At 63.3% G+C, this 14700-nt stretch carries 10 protein-coding genes; all 10 read right to left on the reverse strand.

Annotated elements, in window-relative coordinates; genetic code table 11:
• Nucleotides 1-49: 49 nt before the first annotated feature.
• The 10 genes from HBO19_RS07015 to HBO19_RS07060 all read right to left on the reverse strand — a co-directional run bounded on the left by HBO19_RS07015 (nt 50) and on the right by HBO19_RS07060 (nt 14671).
• Complete coding sequence (locus tag HBO19_RS07015) at nt 50-325, reverse strand: peptidylprolyl isomerase (protein WP_029293742.1); 276 nt, start codon at nt 323-325, stop codon at nt 50-52.
• A gap of 41 nt (nt 326-366) precedes the next feature.
• Complete coding sequence (locus HBO19_RS07020; RefSeq protein WP_169956564.1) at nt 367-2916, reverse strand: PAS domain-containing protein; 2550 nt, start codon at nt 2914-2916, stop codon at nt 367-369.
• Nucleotides 2917-3060: 144 nt separating this feature from the next.
• On the reverse strand, nt 3061-5013 hold the full coding sequence (locus HBO19_RS07025) for an acetoacetate--CoA ligase (protein WP_170057144.1): 1953 nt from the start codon (nt 5011-5013) through the stop codon (nt 3061-3063).
• Between the two features lie 145 nt (nt 5014-5158).
• Nucleotides 5159-5932 carry a 3-hydroxybutyrate dehydrogenase gene (locus tag HBO19_RS07030; protein ID WP_057959252.1) on the reverse strand — a complete coding sequence of 258 codons (774 nt, stop codon included), beginning with the start codon at nt 5930-5932 and terminating at the stop codon, nt 5159-5161.
• Between the two features lie 7 nt (nt 5933-5939).
• Nucleotides 5940-7331 carry a GntP family permease gene (locus HBO19_RS07035; protein WP_029293751.1) on the reverse strand — a complete coding sequence of 464 codons (1392 nt, stop codon included), beginning with the start codon at nt 7329-7331 and terminating at the stop codon, nt 5940-5942.
• Between the two features lie 278 nt (nt 7332-7609).
• The gene (locus HBO19_RS07040; protein ID WP_169956536.1) at nt 7610-9016 is read right to left on the reverse strand and encodes a sigma 54-interacting transcriptional regulator; all 1407 of its coding nucleotides are present in this window, start codon (nt 9014-9016) and stop codon (nt 7610-7612) included.
• 105 nt (nt 9017-9121) lie between these two features.
• Nucleotides 9122-10699 carry an ABC transporter ATP-binding protein gene (locus HBO19_RS07045; RefSeq protein WP_170057145.1) on the reverse strand — a complete coding sequence of 526 codons (1578 nt, stop codon included), beginning with the start codon at nt 10697-10699 and terminating at the stop codon, nt 9122-9124.
• A gap of 14 nt (nt 10700-10713) precedes the next feature.
• Complete coding sequence (locus HBO19_RS07050; RefSeq protein ID WP_170057146.1) at nt 10714-11736, reverse strand: ABC transporter permease; 1023 nt, start codon at nt 11734-11736, stop codon at nt 10714-10716.
• Nucleotides 11736-12812, reverse strand: coding sequence for a microcin C ABC transporter permease YejB (locus HBO19_RS07055; protein ID WP_170057147.1), 1077 nt, complete (start codon nt 12810-12812; stop codon nt 11736-11738). The genes HBO19_RS07050 and HBO19_RS07055 overlap by 1 nt, the downstream gene beginning before the upstream one ends.
• Nucleotides 12812-14671 carry an extracellular solute-binding protein gene (locus tag HBO19_RS07060; protein WP_170057148.1) on the reverse strand — a complete coding sequence of 620 codons (1860 nt, stop codon included), beginning with the start codon at nt 14669-14671 and terminating at the stop codon, nt 12812-12814. Before HBO19_RS07060 ends, HBO19_RS07055 begins: the two co-directional genes overlap by 1 nt.
• Nucleotides 14672-14700: the final 29 nt, after the last annotated feature.

Raw genomic sequence — 14700 nt, forward strand, 5'->3', positions numbered from 1 at the left:
CCAGATGTGGGTGCTGGCTTGCCTGCGATAGCGGCCTTGAGCCAACCCCTCAGTCGCGGTAGAACACCTGCACCAGGTGATACCCAAACTTGCTCTTGATCGGCCCATGCACCACCCGCAGCGGTTTCTTGAAGATCACCGCATCGATCACCCCCACCATCTGCCCCGGCCGCACTTCACCCAGATCGCCGCCGCGCTTGCCGGACGGGCAGGTGGAGAACTTCTTGGCCAGCACATCAAAGGCTTCGCCCTTGGCAATACGCTGCTTGAGCTGTTCGGCTTCTTCGCTGGTCTTGACCAGGATATGGCGGGCTTGGGCTTTCATCGGGCAGTTACCTTGCAACGGTCGGGCTTGAAGGCGCGGGATTATGCATCAACTTGGCCATTGACGCCGATCATGCTGCGGATTTTCGTGGCCAACTGGTCGATGGAAAACGGCTTGGCCACCATGTCCATGCCGTCTTCCAGGAAGCCGCGGCGCTCGGCGGCCGTTTCGGCATAGCCGGTCATGAACAGCACTTTGAGCTCAGGGCGGTGCTGGCGGGCGATTTCCGCCAGTTGCCGGCCGTTCATGCCGGGCAGGCCGACATCGGTCACCAGCAAGTCCACCCGCAGGTCAGACTCCAGCAACGGCAAGGCCGCGCGTGCATCGGCAGCCTGGTGGGCGGTGTAGCCCAGCTCATCGAGCAGGTTGACCACCAGCATGCGCACTGCGGCATCGTCCTCGACCACCACCACGGCTTCGCCATCCAGCGCCACGGGGGCTTCCACGGGGATTTGCGGCAGGACTTTTTCCAGGGCGGTGCCGTGCAGGCGCGGCAGGTACAGGCGCACGCAGGTGCCACGCCCCGGTTCGCTGTGGATCGTGACGTGGCCGCCGGATTGCTGGGCAAAGCCATAAATCATCGACAACCCAAGGCCGGTGCCCTGGCCGATGGGCTTGGTGGTGAAAAACGGATCGAAGGCCTTGGCCAGGATCTTGGGGGTCATGCCGGCGCCGTTGTCGCACACGCCGAGCATCACGTAGTCGCCGGCCTTGACCGGTTCCAGGGTGGTGATGTCGGTGCCGTCGAGGTAGCTGTTGGCCGTCTCGATGCTCAGTTGGCCGCCATCGGGCATGGCGTCGCGGGCGTTGATCACCAGGTTGAGCAGGGCGTTTTCCAGTTGGCTGGCGTCGGTGTTCACCGGCCAGATATCACTGCCCAGTTGCACCTTGAGGTCGATATGGGCGCCTTTGGTACGGCGGAACAGGTCTTCCAGGGACGCAACCAACTGGTTAGGGTCCAGGGGCCGGCGGTCCAGCGACTGGCGCCGGGAGAAGGCCAGCAGGCGATGGGTCAGGGCCGCCGCACGATGGGCCGAGGACACGGCGGCATCGGTGAAGCGCCCGATCTCATCGCTGCGCCCGGCGGCGATGTAGCGTTGCATCAGGTCCAGGCTGCCGATGATGCCGGTGAGCATATTGTTGAAGTCATGGGCGATCCCGCCCGTGAGCTGGCCGACCGCTTCCATTTTTTGCGCATGGCGCAGCGCATCTTCAGCGCGCTCGCGCTCGAACATTTCGTTTTGCAGGCGCTGGTTGGCCTCGGCCAGGGCCTGGGTACGCTGGGCCACGCGTTCTTCGAGGTTGTCGTTGAGGTGGCGCAGGGCTTCTTCGGTGAGTTTGCGTTCGGTCTCATCGATCACAAAGATGTAGAAGCCATTGACCGAGCCATCGGCGCTGAAGCGTGGCAGGTACTTCATCAGCGCATGCCGGGGCCGACCGTCGCGATGGGGAGTGACGGTGATGAAACTGCACGCCTTGCCCTTGAGCGCAGCAGCGATTTTGTCGGCGCGCCCGGCGTACACCTGGGCACCGATCACTTCGAGGATGGTCTTGCCATACAGCTCTTGCGGGGTCAGGCCGTACCAGTCGAGGTAGGCGCTGTTGTTCAGGCGAAAGCGCTCCTGGTGATCCACATAGCCGATCAGCACCGGCATCGCGTTGATGATCAGTTGCAGCTCGGTCTGGCTCTGGCGCAGGGCTTGCTCGGTGTGCTTGCGTTCAGTCAGGTCCAGGGCCGCACCGAGAAAACGCGCCGGTCGGCCGTGGTGATCCTTGTAGCAGCGGCCCCGGGCGAACACCCAGCGTATCTGCCCGTCGGCCTGGAGCAGGCGATACTCCTCGGCGTACTCAGTGCCATGGGTGATGCAATGCTTGATGCTGCGGGCCACCATGCCACGGTCTTCCGGGTGCACGCCTTGCAGGTAGTCACTGATGGGCAACTGGTGGGCGTTAACCGGATCAACCCCATGCAACTGGGCAAAATGGCTGTCGGCGATAAAGCGGTCTTCGCTGATATCCCAGTCCCAGGTGCCCACTGCATCGGTGGCGGCCAGGGCCAGTTGCAAGCGTTGCTCGGTATCGTGCTGGGCCTTGAGGCTGGCCTCGGAGCGTTGTTGCAGCTCCTGGGCCAGTTGCCGGCGCTCGTTGGTTTCAATCGCCGTCACCAGGACCCCGGCGACCCGGCCACGTTCGTCGCGGATCGGGCTGTAGGTCAGGTCCAGCCAGATTTCCGTATCGCGGTGGTTGCGTTGCAGGACAAAACGCTGCTCGCTGAAGGTGCGCACCTGGCCGGCCAGCACGGCGCTGTAGATGGGGGCGGTGAAGTGTTGCAGTTCCGGCCAGACCCGGTGGGTCGGCTGGCCAAAGCCCTGGGGGTGCTTGTTGCCGGCCAGCAGGGCGAAGCCATCGTTGTAGATCTGCGTGAGTTCGTCGCCCCACAGCAACAGCATCGGCATCGGTGAGTGGATGACGATATCGATTGCCGTGCGCAGGCTTTGTGGCCAGTGGCTGGCATCACCGAGGGGGCTTGTGGCCCAGTCCAGCCGTGCGATCAGGGCCGCGGCCTCGCTGCCGGTGGGTGATCCGTTCATGTAAGTGTCCCGCGCGTAACGTCTTGAAGAATGACAGAAGCCGATTATCCCGTGCTGCGGAAACGGCTGGCTACCCCTCGAAAAATAGCATGCTTGAGGGGTTTATCTTCAAATGAGTGTGTGGGCGCTGAAACCTTTCATCTTTTATGCCAGCTCAGGGCGGTCGCGAAACTGCTCCAGGGCCTCGGGGTTGGCCAGGGCATCGGTGTTTTTCACCGGTTCGCCATGCACGACATTTCTTACCGCCAGTTCGACGATCTTGCCGCTGATGGTGCGCGGGATGTCACTCACGCTGAGAATCTTCGCCGGCACGTGGCGCGGCGTGGTGTTGGCGCGGATCACCTCGCGGATCTGCTGTTCGAGTGCGGCGTCCAGGTGTTCGCCGTCGTTGAGCCGCACAAACAGCACCACGCGCACATCGTCCTGCCAGCGTTGGCCGATGGCCAGGCTTTCCAGGACCTGCGGGACTTTTTCCACCTGGCGGTAGATCTCCGCCGTGCCGATGCGTACGCCGCCGGGGTTGAGCACTGCATCCGAACGCCCGTGGATCAGCAGGCTGCCATTGGCGCGTTGCTCGGCATAGTCGCCCTGGGCCCACACACCTGGGAACTGGCTGAAATACGAGGCGCGCAGTTTTTCCCCCTGGGGGTCATGCCACAGGCCGATGGGCATGGCCGGGAAGTGCCGGGTGCACACCAGTTCACCTTTTTCGCCGACCAGCGGCCGGCCCTGGTCGTCCCACACTTCGATGGCCATCGCCAGGCTCTTGCATTGCATTTCACCGCGCCGTACCGGCAGCACCGGGTTGCCGATGACAAAGCAGGAGACGATATCGGTACCGCCCGACATCGACGACAGGCACAGCTCCTGTTTGATGTCGCGGTACACGTAGTCGTAGCTCTGGGGCGACAGTGGCGAGCCGGTCGAGATCAGGCCCTTGAGGCTGCCCAGGTCATGGCTGCGGCGCGGTTGCAGGCCGGCTTTTTCCAGGGTGGCGAGGAATTTCGGGCTGGTGCCGAACACGCTGATGCGCTCCTGGTCGATCAGGTCAATCAGGCGCTCGGGCCCCGGATGAAACGGCGAGCCGTCATACAGCACCACCGTGGCGCCGATGGCCAGTACCGAGACCAGCCAGTTCCACATCATCCAGCCGCAGGTGGTGTAGTAGAACAAGCAGTCGTCGCGCGACAGGTCGGCGTGCAGGCCGTGTTCCTTGAGGTGGGTCAGCAGCACGCCACCGGTGCCGTGGATGATGCACTTGGGCACGCCGGTGGTGCCGCTGGAGTAGAGGATGTACAGCGGGTGGTCGAAGGGCACGGCGACAAACTGCGGTTCGCCGCCCGCGCGGTAGAAGTCATCCCACAGGGCTACGTTGGCCTGGGTCTGGTAATCCTCGACGCGCGCCTCGGGCCGGGCGTAGGGCACGATGATCAGGTGTTGCAGGGTGGGCAGGCGCTCGAGGATTTCATTGAGCTTGGCGCTCTGGTCGATCAGCTTGCCAGCGTAGCGATAGCCGGCGCAGGTGATCAGCACCTTGGGTTCGATCTGGCCGAAGCGGTCGATCACCCCTTGGGTGCCGAAGTCCGGCGAGGAACACGACCAGATCGCCCCGAGGCTGGTGGTGGCGAGCATGCCCACCAGGGTTTGCCAGGTATTGGGCATGCACGCCGCCACCCGATCTCCCAGGCCCACGCCGGCTGCTTGCAGGCTGCGCTGCAGGCCGGCGACGTGGCGGGCCAGTTCGGCATAGGTCAGTTGTTCGCGCTGGCCGTCTTCGCTGATGGCGACCACGGCGGGGTGGTCATCGCGGCGGCGCAGCAGGTGCTCGGCAAAGTTCAGGGTGGCGCCGGGAAACCATTGCGCGCTGGGCATCTGCGCGCCTTCCACCAGCACTGTGCCGGGCGGCGTACGAAACTGCACGTCGAAGAACTCGACAATCGCCGCCCAGAACGCCGGGCGCTGGTCGATGCTCCATTGGTGCAGGCTGGGGTAATCGTTGATCTGCAAGGCGTGGCGATCATTGATAAAGCGCCGGAACTGGTCCATCCGGGTGTTGTGGATGCGTTCCGGGCTGGGTTGCCAGAGGATATCGGACATGGCGCACTCTCTTGTTCTTGTATGAAATCTGCCAGGCACCACACATCCAAACTGTGGGAGCTGGCTTGCCTGCGATAGCGGTGGTGGCTGGCCGACCGCTATTGCAGGCAAGCCAGCTCCTACAGGTGGTTTGCGGTGTTTGGGTTTACTGGGCCAACCAACCGCCATCGATGTTCCACGCAGCGCCACGCACCTGGCTGCCGGCCTCGCTGCACAGGAACAGTACCAGCTCACCCAACTGCGGTGGCGTGACAAATTCCAATGACGGCTGCTTCTCGGCCAGCAGGTCATGCTGGGCCTGTTGCGGGTCGACGCCTGCGGCAATGCGGTCATCGATCTGCTTTTGCACCAGCGGGGTCAAGACCCAGCCCGGGCAAATGGCGTTGCAGGTCACGTTGCTGGTGGCGGTTTCCAGGCCAACGACCTTGGTCAGGCCGATTACCCCATGCTTGGCCGCGACGTAGGCCGCCTTGCCCACCGAGCCGACCTGGCCGTGCACCGAAGCGATGTTGACGATCCGCCCCCAGCCCTTGGCCTTCATGCCCGGCAGGCTCAGGCGCGTGCTGTGGAACACCGACGACAGGTTAATGGCGATGATCGAGTCCCAGCGCTCCACCGGAAAATCTTCCACCGCCGCCACATGCTGGATGCCCGCGTTATTGACCAGGATGTCGATGCCACCGAACTCGCGCTCGGCGTAGGCGACCATCTCGGCGATCTGCGCCGGGTCGCTGACATCGGCCGGGTGATGGCCGACCTTGCCGCCAAACGCCTGCACTTGGGCGATCACCGCGCTGGCATCGCCGAAGCCGTTGAGGATCAGGTTGGCGCCGGCCTTGGCCAGGCTCAGGGCAATGCCCAGGCCGATGCCGCTGGTGGAGCCGGTGACCAGGGCGGTCTTGCCGTTCAATGTCGTCATGAAAACCTCACACAATGCCGGTGGCGTAGAAAGTACCAATCACCACGAACACCGCGAGGGTCTTGATGATCGTGATGCCGAAAATGTCCTTGTAGGCTTCGCGGTGGGTCAGCCCGGTCACTGCCAGCAGCGTGATGACCGCGCCGTTGTGTGGCAGGGTGTCCATGCCGCCGCTGGCCATGGCCGCGACCCGGTGCAGCACTTCCAGGGGGATATTGGCGGCATGGGCCGCGGAAATAAAGCTCTCGGACATGGCCGCCAGGGCGATACTCATGCCGCCGGAAGCAGAGCCGGTGATACCGGCCAACAGGGTCACGGTAATCGCTTCGTTGACCAGCGGGTTGGGGATGCCCTTGAGCCAGTCCGCCAACACCAGGAAGCCCGGCAGCGAAGCGATCACCGCACCGAAGCCGTATTCCGAAGCGGTGTTCATCGCCGCCAGCAGCGCGCCGCTGACTGCGCTTTTACTGCCTTCGGCCAGCTTGCTCTTGATCGCCGAAAAGCCGAATACCAGGACCATGATGATCCCCACCAGCAACGCCGCCTGCACCGCCCAGATTGCGGTGAGCTTGGCGATTTCCGTGGTCACCGGCGCGCTCATGCCCGGCAGGGCAAGGCTGTGGGTCTTGCCGTACCACTGCGGGATCCAGTGGGTGAACAGCAGGTTCATCACCCCCACCAGAATCAGCGGCGACAGGGCGATCCACGGGTTGGGCAGGCTCAGGTCTTCGGCGGTTTCCGGCTCGTTGCGCAAGTCGGTGCCATAGCCTTCGCCGGCACGCTGGGCCTTGTTGCGCTGGCGTGCCAGGTACAGCATGCCGGCGCAGAACACAAAGATCGTGCCGATCAGACCCAGCCAGGGCGCGGCCCAGGCGGTGGTGTTGAAGAAGGTGCTGGGGATGATGTTCTGGATCTGCGGCGTGCCGGGCAGGGCGTCCATGGTGAACGAGAACGCGCCCAGGGCAATGGTCGCCGGGATCAGGCGCTTGGGGATATTGCTCTGGCGGAACATCTCGGCGGCGAACGGGTACACCGCGAACACCACCACAAACAGCGACACGCCGCCGTAGGTCAGCAGGGCACACACCAGCACGATCACCAGCATCGCCTGGCGGGTGCCGAGCAGACGGATGGCGGCCGCGACGATCGAGCGCGAAAAGCCTGACAGCTCGATCAGCTTGCCGAACACCGCGCCGAGCAGGAACACCGGGAAGTAGAGTTTGATAAAGCCGACCATTTTTTCCATGAACACCCCGGTAAAGGCGGGGGCGACGGCGGAAGGGTCGGTGAGCAGTACGGCGCCAAGGGCGGCGATGGGGGCAAACAGGATGACGCTATAGCCACGGTAGGCGGCCAGCATCAGCAGCGCGAGCGCCGCCAGGGCAATGATCACACTCATGGTGTGTCTCCATCGGATTGTTATTGTTGTGGGGTAATGCTGTAGGAAGGGGCTATAGCGGGAAGCGTGCCAAGTTTGTAAGTTGTTGATGTATATAGATATTTATAGTTTATGGTCAGGACATGTCTCTATATCAAGACAAATCCAGATCAAATGTGGGAGCGGGCTTGCCCGCGATGGCGGTCTACCTGGCATGGATTTGTCGCCTGACACACCGCTATCGCGGGCAAGCCCGCTCCCACAGGGGGGGGTGTCTTGGTAAATAGATTTGTGTCTCTTTATTGAGATTGAGCGATGCCCAGCGCCACCATCTTCTTGTACAGCGTCGAGCGCCCAAGCCCCAATTGCTTGGCCGCCTCGATCACATTGCCCTCGCACTGGCGCAACGCGGCCGCAATCAACTGCCGATCAAACCGCTGCCGTGCCGCGCTGAAGGTCTGGACCTCGACTGGCGCCACGGCGCTGCGCTCTACCGGGCTGAACGTACCAATCGCCGCACGAATTTCCCGCGCATCCAACACCAGGTCATCGCTGAGCAACGCAGCGCGCTCCAGCACGTTGCGCAACTCGCGGATGTTTCCTGGCCAGGCATGCTCGGCCAGCAGCGCCAGGGCTTCGCGGTCCAGCTCATGCTGGCTGCGCAGTTCTTCCAGGATCGCTTCGCTCAACGCCGGAATATCATCCAGGCGTTCGCGCAGGGGCGGGACCTGGATCGGCAATACGTTGAGGCGGTAATACAAATCGGCGCGAAATTCGCCGCGCTTGATCGCGGCTTCCAGGTCGGTGGAGGTCGCGGCGATCACCCGTACGTCGCTGTGGATCATTTCGTTGGAGCCCACCGGCTCGAACTCTTTCTCCTGCAGCACCCGCAGCAGTTTGCTTTGCAGGGGCAACGGCATGTCGCCGATTTCATCGAGAAACAACGTCCCGCCCTGGGCGATTTGCAGTTTGCCGGCGCGGCCCTTGCGGTCGGCGCCGGTGAATGCGCCGGGCGCGGTGCCGAAAAACTCGGCTTCCAGAAGGTCGTGGGGGATGGCGGCGCTGTTGATGCTGACAAAGGCCTTATGGGCGCGTGGCGAGGCGCCATGGATGGCCTGGGCCAACAGCTCCTTGCCGGTGCCGGTTTCGCCCAGCAGCAACACCGGCGACTCGGCACTGGCACTGCGCCGCGCCCGGCGCTTGACCTCCAGGCTGGCAGCGCTGGTGCCGATAAAGTGCGCGAAGTTGTATTTGCTCTGGCGCGAGCGCAGCAGCGAACGGGTCGAGGCCAACTCCTGTTGCATGCTCAGGTAGCGCTCGATCATCGGCGAGAGGTTGCGCAACTCATCGAACAGGGCAAAACCGATGGCGCCGATGACCTTGCCGGCATCGTCGTGGATCGGCAGGCGCATCACCACCAACGGGCCTTTGGGCGTGTCCTGGATATCCAGGAGGATCGGCTGGTCACTGCGCACCACCTGGCGCAGCAGGCTGTTGGAGATCACCTGCTCGCACGGCTGGCCGATGGCCTGGTCGGCGCTTTTGAGGCCGAAGCGCTTGGCGTAGCGCTCGTTCATCCACACGATGTTGGCGTCGCGGTCGACAATCACCGTGCCTTCGCTGGACTGCTCGATGATCTCGAACAGGGACTGGATCGCCAGGCCACGAACGTGCGGGTAGTCCTTGAGGCTTTCGGTGGTGTTCATGCTCGGGGCGCCAACAAAAAAGATGAATGAATGACCTGATCCCCTGTAGGAGCCGGCTTGCCGGCGATGGCGATTTTACTGGCGCCATCGCCGGCAAGCCGGCTCCTACAGAGGGAGTTGCGTTGCGGCCAGCAGTTCCTGGGTGTAGGGGTGCTGTGGTGAGTCGAACACCGCCTGGCTCGGCCCGCGCTCGACCACCTTGCCGTCCTTGATCACGATCATGTCGTGGGCCATGGCCCGCACCACGGCCAGGTCATGGCTGATAAACAGGTAGGTCAGGCCGTACTTTTCCTGCAATTCACGCAGCAGCGCCACCACTTGTTTTTGCACGGTGCGATCCAGGGCCGAGGTGGGCTCGTCCAGCAGCATCAAGGCCGGGCGCAGCACCAGGGCGCGGGCGATGGCGATGCGTTGGCGCTGGCCACCGGAGAATTCGTGGGGGTAGCGATGGCGGCTGGCCGGGTCGAGGCCCACATCTTGCAGCACCTTGATCACCTGCGCGTCACGCTCCTGCAGGCTGCAGGGCGCGTGCACTTCCAGGCCTTCGCTGATGATCTGTTGCACCGACATGCGCGGGCTGAGGCTGCCATAGGGATCCTGGAACACCACCTGCATCTGCTTGCGCCACGGGCGCATCTGTTTCTGGCTGAGGCTATCGAGGGCCTCGCCCTGGAAGCGGATGCTGCCGCTGGAGTCGAGCAAGCGCAGGATCGCCTGGCCGAGGGTGGACTTGCCGGAGCCGGACTCGCCGACGATCCCCAGGGTCTTGCCCCGTTGCAGTTCCAGGCTGATGCCGTCCACCGCTTGCAGGTACTGCTTGCGCCGGAACAGCCCGCCAGCGATGGGGAAACGCACACTCAGTCCGTCGACCTGCAACACCGTCTCGCGTGCATCCTGGCACAGTGCCGTGCCGACCGGTTCGGCATCCAGCAGCAGGCGGCTGTAGGGGTGTCGTGGGGCGTTGAACAGGGTTTGGCAGTCGGCCTGCTCGACGATTTCCCCGGCCTGCATCACGCACACGCGCTGGGCAATGCTGCGCACCAGGTTGAGGTCATGGCTGATCAGCAGCAAAGACATGCCCAGGCGTTGCTGCAAGGATTTGAGCAGCAGCAGGATCTTGCGCTGCACCGTCACATCCAGGGCGGTAGTCGGCTCGTCGGCGATCAGCAGTTCCGGCTCGCAGGCCAGGGCCATGGCAATCATCACCCGCTGGCGCTGGCCGCCCGACAACTGATGGGGGTAAGACTTGAGGCGTTCCTGGGGATTGCGGATGCCCACCAGGTCCAGCAGCTCGAGGATACGCGCCTGGGCCGCCTTGCCGCCGAGGCCCTTGTGCAGCAGCAGGGTTTCGCCGATCTGCTTTTCGATGCTGTGCAAGGGGTTGAGGGAGGTCATCGGCTCCTGGAAGATCATCGCGATACGGTTGCCCCGCAGTTTTTGCAGGGTGCTGGCGGTGGCGCCGAGCAGTTCCTGGCCGCGATAGCGCACCGACCCTGTGGTAGCGGTGCCGGCCTGGGGCAGCAGTTGCAGGATCGAATGGGCCGTCACCGATTTGCCCGAGCCCGACTCGCCCACCAGCGCCAGGCACTCGCCGGGGCGGATATCCAGGCTCAGGTTGCGCACCACGGTCTGGCCGTTGAAGGCGACGCACAGGTCGCGGATCTCGATCAGGTTGTCAGTCATGGATGCATCGCCCTTCATGATCGTGGGTCGAAGGCGTCACGCAGCGCCTCGCCGATAAATACCAGCAGCGACAGAATCAGCGCCAGGGTGAAAAAGGCCGTGAGCCCGAGCCACGGCGCCTGCAGGTTTTGCTTGCCCTGGGCGATCAACTCACCCAGGGACGCGCTGCCCGCCGGCATGCCGAAGCCGAGGAAATCCAGGGCGCTGAGGGTGGAAATCGCCCCGGTCAGGATGAAAGGCAGGTAGCTCAGGGTGGCGGTCATCGCGTTCGGCAGGATGTGCCGGCGGATGATCTTGCCGTCACTCAGGCCCAGGGCTCGCGCGGCTTTCACATATTCCAGGTTGCGCCCGCGCAGGAATTCGGCGCGCACCACATCCACCAGGGCCAGCCAGGAAAACAGCGCCATGATCCCCAGCAGCCACCAGAAGTTGGGCTCGACAAACCCCGAGAGGATGATCAGCAGGTACAGCACCGGCAGCCCAGACCACACTTCGAGGATGCGCTGGCCGAGCAGGTCGACCCAGCCGCCGTAATAGCCCTGCAAGGCACCGGCGGCAATGCCGATGACGGCGCTGATCGCGGTCAGGCCGAGGGCGAACAGGATCGATACCCGTGCGCCGAAGATCACCCGCGCCAGCACATCGCGGGACTGGTCGTCGGTGCCCAGCCAGTTCACCGTGGACGGCGGGCTGGGGGCAGGGCGGGTCAGTTCGTAGTTGGGCGTGTCATCGCTGAAGGGGATCGGCGGGAACAGCATCCAGCCGCCGTCTTGCTTGATCAGTTGCTGCACGTAGTCACTGCGGTAGTCGGCCTGGAATGGCAGTTGCCCGCCGAACTGCTGCTCGGTGTAGCGCTTGAACACCGGGAAATACAACTGGTCCTGATAGCTCAGCACCAGCGGTTTGTCGTTGGCGATCAACTCGCCGCCCAGGGTCAGGATAAACAGGCCGATAAACAGCCACAGCGACCACCAGCCCCGGCGGTTTTGCTTGAAGCGTTCGAAGCGCCGACGGGCTACGGGAGACAGATTGAGCATCAGGCGTTCCTCGCGGCAAAGTCGATACGCGGGTCCACCAGGGTGTAGCAGAGGTCGCCGATCAGTTTTATCAAGAGGCCAAACAGGGTGAAGATAAACAGTGAGCCAAACACCACCGGATAGTCCCGCGACACCGCCGCTTCGTAGCTCATGCGGCCCAGGCCGTCGAGGGAGAAGATCACCTCGATCAGCAGCGAACCGGCGAAGAACACACTGATAAACGCCTGGGGGATCCCGGAGATCACCAGCAGCATGGCGTTGCGAAACACATGGCCGTAGAGCACGCGCCGTTCGCTCAGGCCCTTGGCGCGTGCGGTGACCACGTACTGACGGGTGATTTCATTGAGGAACGAGTTTTTGGTGAGGATGGTCAAGGTGGCGAAACCACCGATCACCAGGGCGCTGACCGGCAGCACCAGGTGCCAGAAATAATCGGCGACCTTGCCCAGGGTACTCAGTTGCTCGAAGTTCTCCGACACCAGGCCCCGCACCGGGAACCAGTTCAGGGTGGTGCCGCCGGCAAAGACCACGATCAAGAACATCGCGAACAGGAAGGCCGGCATCGCGTAGCCAATGACGATGGCGGTGCTGCTCCACACATCGAAACTGCTGCCGTGGCGCACCGCCTTGCGGATCCCCAGAGGGATCGACACCAGGTAGGTGATCAGCGTAGCCCAGAGGCCGAGGGAAAGGGTCACCGGCATCTTTTCCAGGATCAGGTCGATCACCGTGGCGCCGCGAAAGAAGCTGTTGCCAAAATCCAGCTGGGCGTAGTTCTTGAGCATCAGCCACAGGCGTTCGGGCGCGGATTTGTCGAAGCCGTATTGTTTTTCGATGTCCTTGATCAGCTTGGGGTCCAGGCCGCGACTGGCGCGTGAGCCACTGCTGACGCCGTCGCCGGCCGAGCCGCCGACGCCCGAGCCGCCGACGCCCCCGCCGCCAATCCCCTGCAAGTGGGCGATGGCTTGCTCCACCGGCCCGCCGGGCGCGGCCTGGACGATCACAAAGTTCACCAGCAGGATGATCACCAGGGTCGGGATGATCAGCAGCAGGCGCCGCACGATATAGGCAAACATCAGCGGGCACCTCGCGGCTTGTTCAGTTCGGCTTTCATCTGCTCATTGGTCAGGGGTGTCGGGCTGACCTCCCACCACGATTCCAGCGCCTCGTCGTTGCTGGCCTCGATGGCCGGGCGACCGAAGCGGTTCCACCACGCGGCCGAGGTGCCGGGCGGGTAGTAATTGGGGATCCAGTAGTAATTCCATTGCAGCACCCGGTCCAGGGCATGGGCGTAGCTGAGCATCTGCGCCTGGGTGGTAGCACGCACCAGGCCGGTGACCAGGGTGTCGACCGCCGGGTTTTGCAGGACGATGTAGTTGTTGCTGCCCGGGTCGAAGGCCGACGAGGAACCGAAGTAGTTGTACAGCTCCATGCCTGGCGAAGTGGTGACCGGGAAGCCGGTGACGATCATGTCGTAGTCGCGGGTCATCAGGCGGTTGACGTACTGGGATGAGTCGATGCGCCGGATGTTGAGGGTAATGCCGATCTGCGCCAGGTTGCGTTTATAGGGGAGCAGCAGGCGTTCGAGGCCGTTTTGCACATTGAGGAAGGTGAACTCCAGGGGTTCGCCGGCAGCGTTCACCAGCTTGTCGCCCTTGGGCGTCCAGCCGGCGTCTTCCAGCAAGGCCAGGGCTTGCAGTTGCTTGTCGCGGATCATGCCGCTGCCGTCGGTGGTCGGCGCCTTGAACACTTGGGTGAAGACTTCGTCGGGGATCTGCCCGCGCAAGGGTTCGAGAATCGCCAGTTCCTGGGCGTCGGGCAGTTGGGTGGCGGCCAGCGGGCTGTTGGAAAAGTAGCTTTGCTGGCGGATATACAGGTTGCGCATCATCTGCCGGTTGGCCCACTCGAAATCCCAGAGCATGGCCAGGGCCTGGCGCACGCGGCGGTCCTGGAATATCGGCTTTTGCATATTGAACACGTAGCCCTGGGCCGCTTGCGGGGCTTGCTTGGCCAGGTGCGCGCGTTGCAGGCGGCCATCGTCCAGGGCCGGGCCGTTGTAGCCGATGGAATAGCCGGTGGCGGAGAACTCGCGGTTGAAGTCATAGGCGCCGCCGCGCAGGACCTGGCGCGCGACTTCGGTATCGCCGAAGTACTCCAGGCTCAAGCGGTCGAAGTTGTACAGGCCGCGGCTGACGGGCAAGTCCTTGCCCCACCAGTCGGGGTCGCGCTGGAAGGTGATAGTGCTGCCGGAATTGATCTTGCTGACTTTGTACGGACCGCTGCCCAGGGGCACCTCATAGCCGCCGCCGTTGGCGAAGTCGCGGCTTTTCCACCAATGTTCGGGGAACACCGGCAGGGTCGCGATATCCAGGGGCAGGGTGCGGTTCTCGCTGCTGGAGAAGTCAAAGCGCACTTGCAGGGGGCCTTCTACCTCGACGTGCTTGACGTCGGCAAACAGCGTGCGAAAGCGCAGGCTGCCCTGGGTCATCAGCAGGTTGAAGCTATAGCGTACGTCTTCTGCGGTGATCGGCTTGCCGTCGGCAAATCGCGCCTTGGGGTTGAGGAAAAAACGCAGGTACAGGCCGTCCTCGGCGCGCTCCATCTTTTGCGCGACCAGGCCGTAGACGGTATAGGGCTCATCCAGCGAGCGGTAGGCCAGGGGCGAGTACACCCAGCCGTCCAGCTGGCTGACGCCGATGCCTTTGTCGATATACGGCAGTACATGGTCGAAGCGGCCGACTTCGAGGGCCGAGCGCTTGAGGCTGCCGCCCTTGGGGGCATCGGGGTTCACATAGTCGAAATGCTTGAAATCGGCGGGGTACTTGGCAGGTTCGCCGTAGACGGTCAATGCCTGTTGCGGGGCAGCAAACGAGATGGAACTCGCCAGCAGCAGGGCCAGGGTAAAGCCAACTAACGTGAGGAAGTCCAGTCGCATTATCAGCCTTGAGCGCCGGGTGAAGAAGG

Origin of the sequence: Pseudomonas sp. WS 5021 (assembly GCF_012985535.1) — a bacterium.
Classification (GTDB): Bacteria; Pseudomonadota; Gammaproteobacteria; order Pseudomonadales; family Pseudomonadaceae; genus Aquipseudomonas.

Excerpts from the sequence above, each read along its gene's own strand:
- HBO19_RS07015 (WP_029293742.1), bottom strand. The coding sequence starts at position 325 with ATGAAAGCCCAAGCCCGCCATATCCTGGTCAAGACCAGCGAAGAAGCC.
- HBO19_RS07020 (WP_169956564.1), bottom strand. The coding sequence starts at position 2,916 with ATGAACGGATCACCCACCGGCAGCGAGGCCGCGGCCCTGATCGCACGG.
- HBO19_RS07025 (WP_170057144.1), bottom strand. The coding sequence starts at position 5,013 with ATGTCCGATATCCTCTGGCAACCCAGCCCGGAACGCATCCACAACACC.
- HBO19_RS07030 (WP_057959252.1), bottom strand. The coding sequence starts at position 5,932 with ATGACGACATTGAACGGCAAGACCGCCCTGGTCACCGGCTCCACCAGC.
- HBO19_RS07035 (WP_029293751.1), bottom strand. The coding sequence starts at position 7,331 with ATGAGTGTGATCATTGCCCTGGCGGCGCTCGCGCTGCTGATGCTGGCC.
- HBO19_RS07040 (WP_169956536.1), bottom strand. The coding sequence starts at position 9,016 with ATGAACACCACCGAAAGCCTCAAGGACTACCCGCACGTTCGTGGCCTG.
- HBO19_RS07045 (WP_170057145.1), bottom strand. The coding sequence starts at position 10,699 with ATGACTGACAACCTGATCGAGATCCGCGACCTGTGCGTCGCCTTCAAC.
- HBO19_RS07050 (WP_170057146.1), bottom strand. The coding sequence starts at position 11,736 with ATGCTCAATCTGTCTCCCGTAGCCCGTCGGCGCTTCGAACGCTTCAAG.
- HBO19_RS07055 (WP_170057147.1), bottom strand. The coding sequence starts at position 12,812 with ATGTTTGCCTATATCGTGCGGCGCCTGCTGCTGATCATCCCGACCCTG.
- HBO19_RS07060 (WP_170057148.1), bottom strand. The coding sequence starts at position 14,671 with ATGCGACTGGACTTCCTCACGTTAGTTGGCTTTACCCTGGCCCTGCTG.